Source organism: Sorangium sp. So ce145 (assembly GCF_051525985.1).
GTDB lineage: Bacteria > Myxococcota_A > Polyangia > Polyangiales > Polyangiaceae > Sorangium > Sorangium cellulosum_B.
The window spans coordinates 3,965,419-3,980,441 of sequence record NZ_CP150315.1 but is presented as its reverse complement, the minus strand read 5'-3'; the positions used below and the strand labels follow the sequence as shown (position 1 = coordinate 3,980,441).

Annotated in this window: 11 protein-coding genes; 2 read left to right on the top strand and 9 right to left on the bottom strand. The window is 74.3% G+C overall.

Going from position 1 to position 15,023, the window contains the following annotated elements:
- Positions 1–19 precede the first annotated feature (19 nt).
- Positions 20–4,525 (top strand): sigma 54-interacting transcriptional regulator, encoded by a 4,506-nt coding sequence (locus WMF34_RS15150; RefSeq protein WP_437993723.1) that lies wholly within the window; start codon positions 20–22, stop codon positions 4,523–4,525.
- 16 nt (positions 4,526–4,541) lie between these two features.
- Here WMF34_RS15150 and WMF34_RS15145 read toward each other — a convergent pair whose 3' ends face one another.
- From WMF34_RS15145 to WMF34_RS15115, 7 genes are all read right to left on the bottom strand, one after another.
- On the bottom strand, positions 4,542–5,276 hold the full coding sequence (locus WMF34_RS15145) for an SCO family protein (RefSeq protein ID WP_012235530.1): 735 nt from the start codon (positions 5,274–5,276) through the stop codon (positions 4,542–4,544).
- Between the two features lie 52 nt (positions 5,277–5,328).
- Positions 5,329–6,327, bottom strand: coding sequence for a heme o synthase (gene cyoE / locus WMF34_RS15140; RefSeq protein WP_437993722.1), 999 nt, complete (start codon positions 6,325–6,327; stop codon positions 5,329–5,331).
- Between the two features lie 370 nt (positions 6,328–6,697).
- Positions 6,698–7,588, bottom strand: coding sequence for a carboxypeptidase regulatory-like domain-containing protein (locus WMF34_RS15135; protein WP_012235528.1), 891 nt, complete (start codon positions 7,586–7,588; stop codon positions 6,698–6,700).
- A gap of 196 nt (positions 7,589–7,784) precedes the next feature.
- The gene (locus WMF34_RS15130) at positions 7,785–9,002 is read right to left on the bottom strand and encodes a hypothetical protein (RefSeq protein ID WP_012235527.1); all 1,218 of its coding nucleotides are present in this window, start codon (positions 9,000–9,002) and stop codon (positions 7,785–7,787) included.
- Positions 9,003–9,021: 19 nt separating this feature from the next.
- On the bottom strand, positions 9,022–9,525 hold the full coding sequence (locus WMF34_RS15125; protein WP_012235526.1) for a T3SS (YopN, CesT) and YbjN peptide-binding chaperone 1: 504 nt from the start codon (positions 9,523–9,525) through the stop codon (positions 9,022–9,024).
- 44 nt (positions 9,526–9,569) lie between these two features.
- Positions 9,570–11,333, bottom strand: coding sequence for a hypothetical protein (locus WMF34_RS15120; protein ID WP_437993721.1), 1,764 nt, complete (start codon positions 11,331–11,333; stop codon positions 9,570–9,572).
- 263 nt (positions 11,334–11,596) lie between these two features.
- Entirely contained in the window at positions 11,597–12,442 is an 846-nt protein-coding gene (locus WMF34_RS15115; RefSeq protein ID WP_437993720.1) for an SDR family NAD(P)-dependent oxidoreductase, read from the bottom strand.
- A gap of 253 nt (positions 12,443–12,695) precedes the next feature.
- On the opposite strand from WMF34_RS15115, the gene WMF34_RS15110 reads away from it, so the two are divergent.
- The gene (locus WMF34_RS15110; RefSeq protein WP_012235523.1) at positions 12,696–13,469 is read left to right on the top strand and encodes a J domain-containing protein; all 774 of its coding nucleotides are present in this window, start codon (positions 12,696–12,698) and stop codon (positions 13,467–13,469) included.
- 4 nt (positions 13,470–13,473) lie between these two features.
- Here WMF34_RS15110 and WMF34_RS15105 read toward each other — a convergent pair whose 3' ends face one another.
- Positions 13,474–14,208: an OAM dimerization domain-containing protein gene (locus WMF34_RS15105; protein ID WP_012235522.1), complete on the bottom strand. Its 735-nt coding sequence runs from the start codon at positions 14,206–14,208 to the stop codon at positions 13,474–13,476.
- A 317-nt stretch (positions 14,209–14,525) separates the two neighbouring features.
- On the bottom strand, positions 14,526–15,017 hold the full coding sequence (locus WMF34_RS15100; protein WP_437993719.1) for a hypothetical protein: 492 nt from the start codon (positions 15,015–15,017) through the stop codon (positions 14,526–14,528).
- Positions 15,018–15,023: the final 6 nt, after the last annotated feature.

Genomic DNA, 15,023 nt, shown 5'->3' with positions numbered 1-15,023 from the left:
GACCGGGAGCATTCTGGGGATGAGCGAGCCGTCGACCGTGACACCTCGGTTGGCAGAGCGCTTCCGGCTGCTGGACGTCGCGGGGTCCGGCGGGTCGGCCGAGGTCTGGAGGGCCGTCGATCAGGAGCGCGGCGGCGTGGTGGCGCTCAAGATCGAGCCGCGCGAGCGCGGAACGTCCGCGGCGCAGCGCGCCTCCGTGCGGCGGGTGCTCGGCCGCGAGGCGCTGCACGCGGCGCTGGCGCTCTCGCCGCGGCTGCCGGAGCTCGTCGACGTCGGCTGGCTCGCTGCGCCGTCTGGCGTCGCGCGCGCCGCGCGCGCCGAGGGCGCCCCCGGCGAGGAGGGGCGCGCGTTCGTCGCGATGCGCTGGATCGAAGGGAGGGCCGTCGCCGACGCCCTGCGCGGGCTGCCCCCTGGCGAGCGCGCGGCGCTCGCGCTCGCCGCCGCGCGCGACGCGGGCGAGGCGCTCGCCGACCTGCACGGCATCGGCCTGGCGCACGGAGATCTCAAGCCGGAGAACCTGATCCTGACGCCGGAGGGGCGGATCGCGGTGATCGACCTGGGGCTCGCCTGCTCGATCCACGAGACGTCCGTGGACGGGGCGACGCTGCGGTACATCGCGCGCGGGGACGCCGAGCTCGGAGACGCGCGGGCGAGGGATCTGCTCGCGCTGGGGACGCTGCTCGCCGAGATCGCCTTCCCCGGCGTGGCGGACGCGGACGATCCCATCGGAGCGGCGCGGGCCGCGGCGGCCGCGGAGAGCGCGGCCGGGCCGCCGCTCGACGCGATTTGCCGGGCGCTCCTCTCGCCCTCGCCCGCGGCGCGCCCGTCGTCCGCGTGGGTCACCGAGTCGGCCCGCGCCGCTATCGCCGGCGGGCGGCGCGCGCGGCCCCCGTCCGCCGCTCCCCCCGCGGGGCACGCCGGCCGGGATGCGGGGGCGCCCGGCGCAGAGCGCGATCGACAGGACCGCGACGCGCGCCGCGTGCGGGCCGCCTACCTGCGCCTGCGGCGACACGAGCTCGAGGCGGCGCTCGGGGTGCGCGACGATGTCGCCCCCTGGCTCGTGGACGCGTTCGCGGTGGTCGAGCGGGTGCGCGCGCTCTCCGGCGCGTCGCTCCGCGCGGGCGACGGCGCGGCGCGCGTGGGTCCGCCGCAGAGCGACGCGGCGTGGCTGGGGCGGCTCGGGCCGGACCGCGTGGCTCGGTGGCTCACCGCGCTCGCGGGGACGAGCGCGACGGCGTGGCCGATGGGGCCGCTCGCGTCTGCGCCGGAGAGGGCGCTCGCGGACGCGCTCGTCGCGCTCGCGCGGCAGGTCCCGCCGCGCGCCTGGACGTTCGCGGACGTCGAGGCGGCCGTGCTGGGAACCCCGGGGAGCGGCGCGCGGCGGCGGGCGAGCGCGGGGCCGGAGGACCGAGGAGCGGCCGAGGGCGCCGCCGAGGCGCAGGCCATCGGCGCGGCGGAGGCCGCGGCGCTGGCGCTCGCGATCGCGCGTGTGCCGCCGGATCCGCTCGCGCTCGAGGCGATCGAGCAGCGCGACGACGCGCCGGCCAGCCTGGTCGTCGCGGCGGCCAACGCGCTCCGGCTGCACGGGGACGCCGGGCGCGCGCGGAGCCTGATGCTGCGCTCGTGCGTTCGAGGCGCGACGGAGGCCGCGGCGCTCGCGGCGGAGGTGCTGCGGCGCGCCGGCGATCGCGCCCTGGCCGAGGAGCGCGCGCGCGCCGCGATCGACGCCGGCGCGGACCCGGAGGGGCGCGCGCGCGCGGTGCTCGCGCGCGTCGCGATCGACGCGGGGGCGCTGGAGGCGGCCGACGCGCTCGCCGGGGACGCGGTCACGGCGCCGCTCTGCGAGGTGCGCGCGCTGCTCGCCGTGCTGCGCGGCGACACCGCGCGGGCGCTGTCGGAGGTGGCGCGCGGCGAGGCGCTCGCGAGCTCCGTGGAGGAGCTGGCGCGGATGGCCGCCGTGCGCGGCTACGCGTGGCACGCGAGCGATCCGGAGCGCGCGCACGCGTCGTTCAGCGCCGCGGTCGACTACGCCGTCCGCGCCGGCGCGGTGGTCGAGGAGGCGACCTACCGGACCGGCGAGGCGGCGGCGGCGGTGGATCTCGGCGATCTCGACGGCGCGATCGCGACCTCGACCCGCGCGGCGCTGCTCTGGGAGCACCTCGGCCGGCCGGCGCAGGGCGCCCGGGCGCTGCTCGCCTGCGCCGCCGCCTACGCCACCGCGGGCCTGGTGCACGAGACCTGCCGGACCGCCGAGGACGCCATCGCGCGGGCCCGCGACGCGGGCGACGCGAAGGCGGAGGCCTACGCGCTCTGGGCCATCGCCGACGTGGTCGCGGCGCGGGGCGACGGCGTCGTCGGCGCGGACGTCGGATCACACGTCGACCCGCGCGCGGCGGCGGCGCGCGCGGCGGCGCTCCTCGCCGGAGGCTCCGCGGACGACACGCTCAGGGCGGCCGCGCGGCTCCTCCGCCACGGCGCGGGCGAGCTCGATGGGGCCCGCGTCGAGGAGCTCGACGAGCTCGCGAACGGCCCGGAGCCCGCGGCGGCCTCGCGGCTCGACTGGTGGGGAGCGCGCGCCGCGATCGCGCTCGCCGCCGACGACGTCGGCGCCGCGAGCGCCGCGGACGACGCGCCGCGCGGCCCGGCGGGCGCGTCGGGCGCGTCGGCGTCACGCGGCCGCAGCGACCGCGTCCTCGCCGCGATCGCCGCGCTCGCGGGCGCCCGCGCCCCGATCGCGGCGCGCGGCCCGGCGCTGGCCGCGGCGCACGCGCTGGCCGTCAGGGCCGGGCAGACGGACGTCGCGCACCGGGTGCTCGCGGCGCTCGCCGACGCCGCGCGCGAGCTCTGCGGGCGCACCGCGGGCGCTGGCTCGGCGGGCGCCTCCGCTGCCTCGCCAGGGGCGTCGGCGCTCTCCGGCGCGGTCCGGTCGCTCCCGTGGGTCGTCCGCGCGCGGGCGATGCCGGAGAGCGGGCTCCGGCCCGAGCAGGCGCGCGATCTGGAGGCCCTCGTCGGCGCGCTCGGCGAGCGCGAGCGGCTCGCGCCGCTGCTCGACCGGGTCGTCGACGCGCTCGTGCTCTGGACGGGGGTCGAGCGGGGGCTCCTGCTCCTGCGCGCCCCGAACGGGCGCCTCGTCCCGCGGGCCGCGCGCAACCTGGCGCGCTCGCGCCTCGGCGCGGAGCAGCTCGCGCTCTCGGAGACGCTCGCGCGCCGCGCCCTGGAGGCGCGCGAGCCGGTGGTCGCGGTCGACGCGGCGGGGGAGCTGCCGAGCGTGCATCACAGCGTGCACGCGCTGAAGCTGCGGAGCGTGCTGGCCGTCCCGCTCGTGGCGCGCGGCGAGGCGCTCGGCGTCGTCTACCTCGACGACCGCGTGCGCCGCGGCGCGTTCGGCGCGCAGGAGCTGCGGTGGGCGCGCGCCATCGCGTCGGTCGCGGCGCTGGCGATCTCCGACGCGCGCGCGCAGGTCGAGCTGCGCCGCGCCGCGCGCCGCGCGGAGCGCGCCTCGTCGCGCCTCGCCGAGGAGCTCGCGCGGCGCGAGGCGGAGCTCGACGCCGCGGCGCTCGAGCTCGCCAGGGCGCGCGGCGGCCGCGACACGCGCTACAGGTACGACGCCATCATCGGCGAGAGCGAGCCGCTGCGCGCGATGCTGCGCCTCGTCGATCGGGTGACCGCCTCCGAGGTGCCGGTGCTCGTGTGCGGCGAGTCCGGCAGCGGCAAGGAGCTCGTGGCGCGGGCCATCCACCACAACGGCCCGCGCGCCGCGCACGCGTTCGTGAGCGAGAACTGCGGCGCGATCCCCGAAGGGCTCCTCGAGTCGGCGCTCTTCGGGCACGTGCGCGGCGCGTTCACGGGCGCGGATCGCCCGCGCGCCGGGCTCTTCGAGGTGGCCGATCGGGGCACGCTGTTCCTCGACGAGATCGGCGAGATGAGCCTCGCGATGCAGACGAAGCTGCTGCGGGTCATCGAGGACGGCCTCGTGAGGCCGATCGGCTCGGAGCGCGCGCGCAAAGTCGACGTGCGGGTCATCGCCGCGACCCACCGGGATCTGGAGGCGCTCGTGCGGGCCCGCGCATTCCGGGAGGATCTGCTCTACAGGCTGAACATCATCACGATCCGGGTGCCGCCGCTGCGTGAGCGCGCGACCGACGTGCCGCTCATCGTCCAGCACCTCGTCGAGAAGCACAGCCGCGGCCCGGTCCGGGTCACGCGCGGGGCGATGGAGCGGCTCTCGGCCTGCGCGTGGCCGGGCAACGTGCGCCAGCTGGAGAACGAGATCCGGCGGGCGATCGTGCTCTGCGACGGGACCATCGATCGGGAGCACCTCTCACCGGAGATCGCGCACGGCGGCAACGCGATGCCCCGCGAGCTCGGCCTCAACGTCCGAGCGAGGATCGACGCGCTGGAGACGGAGCTCGTGCGCGACGCGCTCGAGCGCACGCGCGGGAACCAGACGCAGGCCGCCAAGCTGCTGGGCCTGTCCAGGTTCGGCCTTCAGAAGATGATCAAGCGGCTCTCCATCGAGGCGTGAGGAGGGCCCGAGCGGCTCACCTCGACTTCACGAGGGCGCCCGCGTCGCGCAGGATCGCGTCGAGCCCGTCGTCGTTCGCCTCGTAGTAGCCGCGGATCACGCCCTGCTGATCGACAAGCACGAGGCGCTCGCCGTGGAAGATGCTGAAGAGGCCAGGGCTCGACTCCTTCTTGCCCATGGCGATCTTGAAGCCGTCGAGGACCGTCGACTCAATCTGATCGAGGGGGCCTGTCAGGAACGTCCAGCGCTCGAGCGGGAGCCGCTGCGACGCCGCGTAGGCCGCGAGCACCGCCGGGGTGTCGTTCTCTGGATCGACGGTGAACGTCACGAGGTGGAGCGCGTCACCGAGATCGCGCCCTCGGCGCTCGATCTCGCTCATGCGCTGCGTGAGCTTGGGACAGACGGTCGGGCAGGTCGTGAAGATGAAGTCCGCGATCCACACGCGGCCCCGGAGCTGCTCCAGCCCGAACCGCGCGCCCCGCTGATCCGTGAGCTCGAAGGCGGGCAGAGGGATGCGGATCGCGGGCGTCTCCGCGGCCCGGCCGTGGAGCGCGCGCCCCGCGACCCCGATGGCGACGAGCGCCACGAGCCCGACCAGCGCGAGGATCGCGGCCCAGAACACCGGCGTGCCCACGAGCCCGCCGCGCCGGGGCCTCCCCGCGTCGCCGCGGTCGGACGGAAATGATTGGCCGGTCGGCTCCGCAGGCGGCAGAGCGCCGCTCGCGTGGCGCGTGGGCTCCGTTGAGACCATCCGGTGACGCTTAAGGGCCTGTCGTCAATGAGTCAAGGCGACGAGGCGCCGCTCAGGCGCCGATCATCAGCGCAGCGAAGAGGAGCACCAGGTAAACCATGGAGGCGAAGAAGACCTGACGCGCCCAGCGAGCGCCGGTGCCCGCGCGGAGACCGTAGACGCCGAGCCCGAAGAACGCGCCGCCGAGGAGGATCGCGGCGCCGAGGTAGACAGGGCCCGCCACGCCGAGCGGGACGAACAGCACCGAGGACAGCACGAGCAGCGCGAGGTAGCCGACGATGTGGCGCCGCGTCGTGAGATCGCCCTTCTCGAGCGGCAGCACCTTGAGCCCCGCGCGCTGGTACTCGTCCTGACGGAAGAGCGATATCGCGAGAAAATGCGGGATCTGCCAGAGGAACATGACAGCGAAGAGCAGGAAGCCGGGCGCGTCGATCTGCCCTGTGACGCTCGTCCACCCGAGCAGCGGCGGGATGGCGCCGGGGATCGCGCCGATCGGCAGCGACAGCGTCGTCCTGCGCTTGAGCGGGGTATAGACGAGGACGTAGCTGAGCAGCGCCGCCGCGGCGAGCACGCCCGTGGTCGCGTTCACCCCGACGAGCAGCACCGGAATCGAGGTGGCCGAGAGCGCGATCCCGAACCAGAGCGCCAGCTCCGGCGAAAGCCGCCGCGCCGGCAAGGGGCGGCTCCGCGTCCGCTCCATCAGCAGATCGGTGTCGCGCTCGATGTACATGTTGAGCGCGTTGGCGCCGGACACGACGAGCACCGTCCCCAGCAACGCCAGCGCGAGCTGCGCCGGCGGCACCGCCGCGCGCTCGATCGCGGCCTCTCCCGCCAGTCCGGCGCGGAGATAACGGCTCGCGACCCACATGCCGCCGAGCATCGTCGCGACCACCATCCTCGTGATGCGCGGCTTGGTGAGGCTCACGAGATCGGCCACTCCCTTGAGCAGCGGGCGCGTGCTCGTGGGGACCGCGCAGCCGCCGCCCTCGGACGGCTCGGCCTGGCGAACGTAAGGGACCGGGGCGCGCTCGGCGGCCTGCTCGACGCTCATGGTCACGCGCGCACCTCGCTGCTGTGCCCGGCGCCCGCGCCCGCGCCGCGCGCTCGCGCGACATCCCCGACGATCCCTGGTCTCGGGACAGCCACACTGAAAAACGACGTCATCACCGGAGCGCGGGAGGCGGGAGAAAACAGCATCGGGGCCGGGAGACTAGCGCGCACAACACGGCTCGGGGAGTCGAGTTCGTCAGTTGTCGCCCGCCTCCCTTTAGGGCACGAGTCGCCTTGCGGCAACCGTCGTGGCGTGCTCATCCGTTCTTTGCGCGTCGAGCGAGCCTGGAAAGGTCGCTCCACCGCGCCGCTCGCCGCCAGCCGGGCGGCCCGGGGCGGGGCGACGCCTGCTGCGAGCGCTGCCATGGAGCTCACCAAAGGCCCTTGAGCTCGTCCTTGTTTTCCGCCGGCTCAGGCTCGGTGCCGGCGTACGTGAACGTGACCTGGGCGGGCTTGTCGTCCGCGACCGTGACGTCGGCCGTCTTCAGGCCATGGTGGGGGTGCCACGCCTCGAGCTTGTACTTGCCGGCAGGGACCTTCTCGATCGTGAACGAGCCGTCATCGCCGCTCACGGCGAAGAACGGGTGATCCGTCACCACGACAAAGCCGCGCATCCACGGGTGGACGTCGCAGGTGAGCTTGATGATGCCGTCCTTCCACGCCTTCGTGAGCGGCGCGGCGCCCCCCGGCTGCGCCTGGTTGAACAGCGTCTCAGAGCCCTTGTAGGTGTGCACGTTGTGCAGCGTCCGGTCGCTGTTCTTGATGTCGACCTGCTGCTCGGAAACCACGCCCTGGATGCGCGGCACATACATGCAGTCCTGCTGGTCGACCACCGCGTGCGCGTCGGGCGCCTTCCAGCTGCCCGGCACGCCTCCGACCGCGATGCGGACGAAGGTGTCCTTGAGCTTGCCATCGTTGACGACAACCGCGTTGTACAGGACATCTTTGTCCTGGCAGACCGGGGCGTCCTTGCGCGCGGCGGGGACCTTCATCTCGACCGGCTTGCCGGTGAACTTGACGACCCCCTTGATGATCCCCTTGCCCGCGGGGGCAGCCGGGGCGGCCTCCTGCGCCGTGGCCTTCGGCGCTTCGGACCCCTGCGGGGCCGCGGCGGGCTTCTCGACCGAGGCCACCGGGGGCGCCGCCGTGGTGGCGGTCGCGGCCGTGCCGCCGCCGGGCCTCGAGGGCTCCTCGGGGCACCCTGCGAGCGCCAGCGCGGTGAGCGCGAGCGCAGAGAGCGAGGCGAGATCGCGACGATGCATGAGGACTCTCCCGCGCCCGCGGCGCGCCACGCGAGCCTGGTTCGCGCCCCTCCGAGCCTGACCTGGCCTTTTCAAGGAGGGATCGTCTGGACCGGGCGGCGGCTCCCCCCGCGTCCTTCTGGCGAGCAGCGGGTGGAATGCCGCGCGCTGTTCTTCCGCACAGCGAGGGCGTGCTTAACGAGTGTCGTCGCTCGCGTCAACCTGACGCGCCGCCGGTGGTGTCCGGTTTCCCGGCGCCCGGGAGAGAGCTCGAGGTGCGCTCGCGCTCGTTCGCGAGCATGGCCGCCCAGAAGCCGCGCTCGTCGCGGGCCGCGAGCGCAATGCAGAGCGCTGCGATCACCAGCGACAGCGCGCCGAGCGGCACCTCCGGGGCGCTGCCCGCGACGAGCAGCAGCGCGAGCGCGCCGCCCAGCGCCGGCAGCCGCGGCGGGGCGACGAGCGCGAGCGCGGCGACCACCACCGAGAGGGCGGCGACGAAGAGCTGCATCGAGAGCGGCACGACCGGCGCGGGGCGGGTGAGCAGCCGGTCGAGCGCGCGGCGGAAGAGCGCCTCGACCATGGATGCGTCGTCGGAGGCGCCCGCGAGCGCCGCCCGCGTGGCGAACAGCGCCGACGCGAGCGCCACCAGCGAGAGCGGGCTCACGAGGCGCGGGCGCGGCGGCTCGGCGTCACGCGTCCGCGCCTCGCGGCCCGCGCCGAGCGCGACCGTCGCCGCGAGGACGGCCAGCGCACCGAGGGCGAACGCGGCGGTCGCGACGGAGCTCGTCGCGCCGGCGAGCGCCTTCGACCCGCGGTCGTTCGCCCAGACGGCCAGGAGGACGCCGGCGAGCCGCACGAGCGCGGAGGCGCCGACGAGCCCGAGCGCGGCCGCGACCGGCCGCACGAACGGGACGCGGAGCGCCTCCCACGCGCTGCCGAGCGCGAGGATCGCGGCGCTCACGCCGATGAGCGCGGCGGACAGATCGGGCACGCGCTGCACGGTCGCGTGCAGCACGACCAGGATGACGAAGCTGCCCGCGACGATCGCGCCGATCCGCAGCGCGTACGGGACGCGGCTCCGCACGACCGCGCTGATCAGCGCCATCGCGACGACGATGGCGCCGATCGCGAAGAGCTGCGAGGCGCCGGCGCCGGCGAGCTCGATCGTGTGGACGGCGCGCTCGATGCCCACCGCCAGGCCGACCATCGCCGGCGCGACCATGCGGCCGAGGATCATCGCGAGCAGGGCGAGGACGGCGAGCGGCCGGACGAGCGCGAGCACGGGCAGGCCGGCGAGCGGAGGCCGCCCGGCGGCGGAGGACCGGCGCTCTGCGGGCGGAGGCTCGCCGCCCTCCTCGCGACGGGGCGAGGCAGCGGCGTCCGGCGCGGCGGAGGGAGGAGGGCCTTCGGGTGGGAGATCGATGGTGAGGAGCATGAAGAACAGCGCCCGTCGCTCAGCCCTTGTCCCAGGCGCGGGGGGCTTCGAGATCCGTGAAGACCGCGGCGGTCGCCGAGGCGTCGATCAGGTCCTGCATCCGCTGGCCGCCGGCCTCCTCGACGATGCGATCGTCGTACTCGTCCGCGAGCACGGACAGATCCCGGAGGGCGACAAGGATCTCGTCGGCGTCGAGCGTCTCGCCGCCGAGGAGCGTGTGGACGATGACCACACACGAGCCTTGCGCGACGTAACCGAAGGCGCCGAAGCGGATGCGCGCGTTCAGGCGGAGCAGCTTCATCGCGAGGTCCGGCGTCATCTCGACGCCGCGGGCGAGCTGCGCGACGAGCCGCACGAGCGCGCGATCGGGCGCCCAGGGAAGGACATGAAGGTAGACGTACGCTGTCCCCTGACGAACGACGTAGAACTGCGGCTCGACTCGGGTGAACGCCGGGGAATCCGCGAGCGCCGCCTCGATGCGCGCGTTGGTCACTCGAACGGCCTCGTCGGAATCCTTCGGCATGACGCGGAGGATACATCGCCGCGGTCCCGGTGCAGAGCCGGGACCTAACGCCTGAGCGGAAGCAGCGGGCCTGGCGGCGCCGGCGCCCCCTCGTCGCCCGGGACGGGCCGCGGCCCCTTGCGCACAGGCGCCGGCTCGATCGGGGCGGCGCCGGAGGGCGCCTTCAGCAGGAACGGGCGGGCGTTGCGGGTCGAGCACGCGTCGTACGGATCCCGGTGGAACTCCCAGTGAAGGTACACATTGCCGTCCGGCGAGACGATCGCGTCCGGCGCCTTGCCGAACGGCGACGCGCGGTGCACCGAGTTCAGCGCGACGATGTCGAAGGCCGTCATCCCGCTCGGCCTCGTGACCCCGAGGCGCACGACGCTGCCGCTGTCCTTGTTCAGGACGATCTCCACGTGCGTGACCCGGTTCTGGTTGAACGCGTGCCCGGAGGGCAAGCTCTCGAGCGACGCCAGGAACTCCTCCGCGAAGATCGGGTGGAGCCGGTTGTGGATCATGTTGATGTACGTCGCGAACGGCACCCGCGCGGCGTTGAGCGAGGTCTGGTTGCCGGGCTTGACCGAAGGATCGTAGTTCTCGATCGCGGCACGCCATTTCTTCCACTTGTCCGTCGTCTCCCACGAGCCCCGGTGCGCGCTCCTGCGGGAGGCGCCGTCCGAGGCCCGCTCCGCCCTGAGCTTCTCGTTGCCGACGGCCGCCTGCACGCCGGTCATGTCCAGGTTGAGGTTGGGCCCGCCGGGGAGCCCCGGCGCGCCGAGGCCGATCGAGCCGACACGGACCGGGCTCTGGTAGGGCTGCGGCGTCGCCTTCTTGCCGGCCACGCGGCTCTTGCCGTCGCCGCCCGGGTTCGCCGGATTGAGGGTGTAGCCGCCGCGCGCGCCGTCGATCACCTCGGGCGACGCAGGGCCGGAGCCGCCCGCGGCGCCCTTCTCCGGCGGCGGAAGCGCGGGAGAGACCTGCGCGACGCGAGCGCCGCCGCTCGCGCCAGGCACGCTCGGGGGGGACGCCGCCCGGGAGGCCTGCGCTGCCTGCGCCGGCGACGCCGGGCTGTGGTGCTCCGCGCTCTCGCTCTCGGGGTTCCCCTCGCCGGGCGCGTTCTTGTCGTTGCCGGCGCGCTCCTCGCTGTGGCCGCTGTGATCGTGGTCGCTGTCGCCGACCGTGTCCGTCGGCGCCTTCGGCCCCGACGGCGTCCCGGGCGTCGGCTCGGGATCGTCCTGATCCTTCGAGCGGATCTGCGCCATGGTCTCCTCGTCGACCTTGTTGGCGTCGTCCGCGATCCGGTTCGCCTCGGGGTTGTCCTGCTGGTCCTTCTGGACGTGCTGGCGGACTGCGATCCGTCGATCCGCCGGCGGCAGCGGCGGCGGCGGCGCCGGCTGGACCGGTACGATCTTGGTCACCTCTTCCTTGGGCGGCTCGGGCTTTGCCTGCGCGGGCGGAGGCGCCTTCGCCTGGCGCGGCGGCTCGGCCTTCGGCGGCTTCCGCGGCGGGATCGTCGCCGCCTTGGTCGGCTCGGGCTCCGGCTGCTGCGGATCGGGCGTCGCGTCCTTATCCGGCTCGCTGTCCGACGATCGCTCAGGCGGTGCGAGCGGGGCGGGGGGCGGCGTGAGCGCCGCGCCGTCGGTCAGGATCTCGAACGTCGTGTCGCCCGGCCTGAGGCCATCCCTCACCGCGTGGACCATCTGGCGGAGCTGGGCGCGATCCTCGATGACCTGCGCCACCTCGACGGCGCCGCCGCCGCCCGCCATGTGCGCCACGATCGCCGCGCAGATCCACAGGGCGAGCGGGATGTGGGCGTCACGCGACACGGCGCTCAACGCCTCCGCGCTGCAGAGGCCGCACCGCACGACATGGCGCAGGCGTAACAGCAGCGAAAGACGGTCACCGGTGGCACCTCCAGACTCCGCGTGAACGACCTGCTCGAACAGTGCGCCGATGCGCCAAACGTACCCCGGAAGCGGTTCGAACCTAGCATCCGGGGATCAGCGCAGCAACGGTCGGCTCGCGCGCCGGCGCCCCGGCCGCGCCCGCCCTCCGCGAGGCGCCCTGCGCCGTCGCGCCGGCGCCAGGATCAGAGCTTGATGATCGCGTCCCAGTGATCCGCGATCTCCTGCGCCGTCCAGACGCCGCCCTCGTCCTTGAACTTCCCTGGGCTCTGGACGACCTTGTAAATGTACATCTGTGCACCGGCGACGGCGAGGACGTTGCCGGTCTTGTCGGCGCACAGGTCGGACGCGAGGAACAGCGCCGCAGGCGCCACGTGCGCCGGCGTGAGCGTGTCGCCCGCCGATTGGAACATGGGCAGATCCTCCGTCAACCGCGTCTTGGCGATGGGCGCGACCGCGTTGACGGTGATCCGTTGCTTCTGCAGCTCGATCGCGGCGGTGCGGGTGAGGCCGTAGATGCCGGCCTTGGCCGCCGCGTAGTTGGCCTGCCCGAAGTTGCCGAGCATCCCGGAGACGCTCGTGGTGTTGACGATCCGCCCTCCCCCGCCCTGCGCGACCATCTGCTTCGCGGCGGCCTGCGTGCAGAGGAACGTCCCCTTCAGGTGAACGGCGATGACGGCGTCCCACATGCCCTCATCCATCTTGAGGAGCGTCTTGTCGCGGACGATTCCCGCGTTGTTGACGAGGATGTCGACCCGGCCGAACGCATCGACGGCGGTCTTCACGATCTTCGCCGCGCCCTCGGGGGTCGCCACGCTGTCGAAGCTCGGCGCGGCCTGCCCGCCCGCGGCCTTGATCTCCTCCGCGACCTGCGCCGCCATCGCGTCGCTCGAGCCCGACCCGTCGCGCGTCCCGCCGAGGTCGTTGACGACGACCTTCGCGCCCTCCCGGGCGAACAGCAGCGCTTCCTCGCGGCCGATCCCGCCGCCGGCTCCCGTGATGATCGCGACCTTTCCGTCGAGCAAGCCCATCGCAGATTCCTCCTGATCCGCGCGCCGGCGCGGTGCGCCGTGCCGTTTTCGCGCGGAGCTTCGCACGGCGGGCCTCGGCCCGGGCACATATTCGTGCGCGCAGGCGCGCGCAACGCAATCGAGCGAGGGCCGAGCGAGCGCCGAGCGACGGTGCGCGCGAGCGGGCCCGTCCGGCCAGGGCGACGGCCGCGCGCCCGAGCGCCCGCGCCGCTTCTTTGCCCGATCGAGCGCGGCAGTGATAACGCCGCCTTCGATGCAACTGCCCAGCCGCCTTTCCACGTCGACCCTGGGAGACCTGCTCGGCGCGCTGCACCGCGAGAAGACCACCGGGCTCCTGGAGCTCTGCGAGCTCCGGACGCCGAGCGGCTCGACGGTGCCGGGCCGCCAGCACAGGATCCAGCTCTTCTCCGGCCTCGTCACGGCCGTCGAGACGCCGCTCCGGGTGCCCCGCCTCGGCGAGATCCTCGCGAAGGAGGGCTCCGCGCCCGAGCCGTCGATCCAGCGGCTCGCCGCGCTCGTCGCCGCGCACCGGGGGCGCCGGACGGGCGAGGTGCTCGTGGCGGCGGGGCTCATCCCGGCGACCGCGGTCGACCGCGCGCTCCGGATCCAGCTCCGCGCGCGCCTCGAGGCGCTCTTCAGCATCGAGGAGGCGACCATCTGCTTCCACACGGCGAGGCCCCTCGCCGGGTCGCTACGGCAGACCGGCCCGCTCCCGCCGAGCGATTTCCTCCACGGCCGCCCGCGCGCGCGGGATCGGCAGCGGCGCGCCGGCTCGTCGGCGCGCGCCGCGCACGGCGGGCCGGCGGGCGCGCCGCCGCGCGCCGCTCGGGCGGACGAGCCGCGCCGCCGGGCGCTCGATGTGCTGGGCCTGCGCGAGGGCGCGACCGAGGCCGAGATCCGCCGCGCATTCCGCCGCCTGGCCGCGTCCCTGCACCCCGACCGCGCCGCCGCGCACGCCGGAGACGGCGCCCAGCGCACCGCGCGGTTCGCCGAGCTCTCGGCCGCCTACCACCTGCTCGTCGCCTGACCGCCTACGCCCGGCCCACGAGGCGCTCGACCAGGAACGACGCCACGGTGATCGGCTTGGTGCCCGGGCCGAAGCCAGCGTCGAAGCCGAGCTCGACGGCCAGGTTGTGATCGATGCGCGGGCCGCCGAGCAGCAGGATCACCTTGTCCCGGAAGCCCTGGCGCGTCGCCAGGTCGACGAGCGCCGCCGCGTTCTCCTTGTGGCAGTTCCGCTGCGTGATCACCTGCGAGACCAGGATCGCGTCCGCGCCGAGCGCCTTGGCCTTCTCGCAGAGCTCGGCGTTCTCGACCTGCGCGCCGAGGTTGTGGGCGTCGAAGCACTTGAAGCTCTCGAGCCCCTTCTCGCCGGCGAACCCCTTGTAGTTCAGGATCGCGTCGATGCCGACGGTGTGCGCGTCGCTGCCCGTACACGCCCCCACGACGACGATCTTCCGGCCGAGCTTCTTCGCCTGCGCCTCGATGTCGTCCCGGGTGAGCGGCTGGGCGGCGAGCTCCTGGACCTCGATGTCCGAGAGGTCGACCCCGTGCTGGGAGTGCCCGTAAACGACGAAATACGTGTGCTCCCGGCTGGCCTGCTCCATCGCCGTGACCAGCGGCTCGCGCAGGCCGTGCGACTCGGCAAAGCGCTTCGCCGCCTCGCGCGCGCGGTCACCCGGCAGGACGCGGAGCGTGAACGACATCTGGACCATCCCGTCCCCCTCTCGGTCGCCGTACGCACGCAGGATGTTTCGCGGTGTCATGCTCACCTCCGTCTACAGACTACAGGGGGCGGACTGCGCCGATCCCTCGTTGACAGTAGCGCCAGGCGGCCTCGCGCGGCTAGGGCGATCGCGCCGCAGAGAGCGAGCGAAAACGACACGACAGCTCCGAGAGCATGCCTTTTGAAGACTCCAGTGACGTGGCTTCCCGGAGCGGTTCGAGCCCGACTCTGGCGCTGTGCTGGGACGAGAAGGGAGTGAGACGCCACGATGTAAGAAGGAGAGATCCAGGGGTTCCTGGCGTCCATGGCGCCTCGGCGGTCCCTTTTCCGATCGTTCCGTTCCCCTCGATCGGCGCGTCAGCGCTGGAAGGAGAGGGGCTCGTTGCAGCGCGGGCATCGACCCGACCAGTACCGCTCGTGGTGGGCCGGCTCGCTGGGATCCGGGCGTCGGATCCGCCGCGCGCAGCGGGCGCAGTGGACCCGATCGACGAGCTCCTCGATGAAGCCGTGCGACGGGTGGGCGTCGACCAGCTTGCGCAGCTCGGAGAACACCTCGGACGAGGGAAGGCGACCCGCGCGGCGCAGGAGATCCTCGGCCGCGCGGCGGATGTCGTCCCTCGTCGGCGGCTTCGCCTTCGCGGGGGGCGCGGGCGCCGGGAGGTGAGCGAGCTGAGCGCGCATCCGCTCGAGCTCCTGCCTGAGCTCGTCGATCGCGCGCTGCTGTCGGTCGAGCGCCTGCCGCTGCTCCTCGACCCGATCCTCGAGGATCTCGATCCGCACCGCGTCGGTCGCGTCGCTCCGGTAAGGCGAACCGCCGCGCCGTTTCCCCTCGGGCGTCCGTCCGCTCATGCGCCC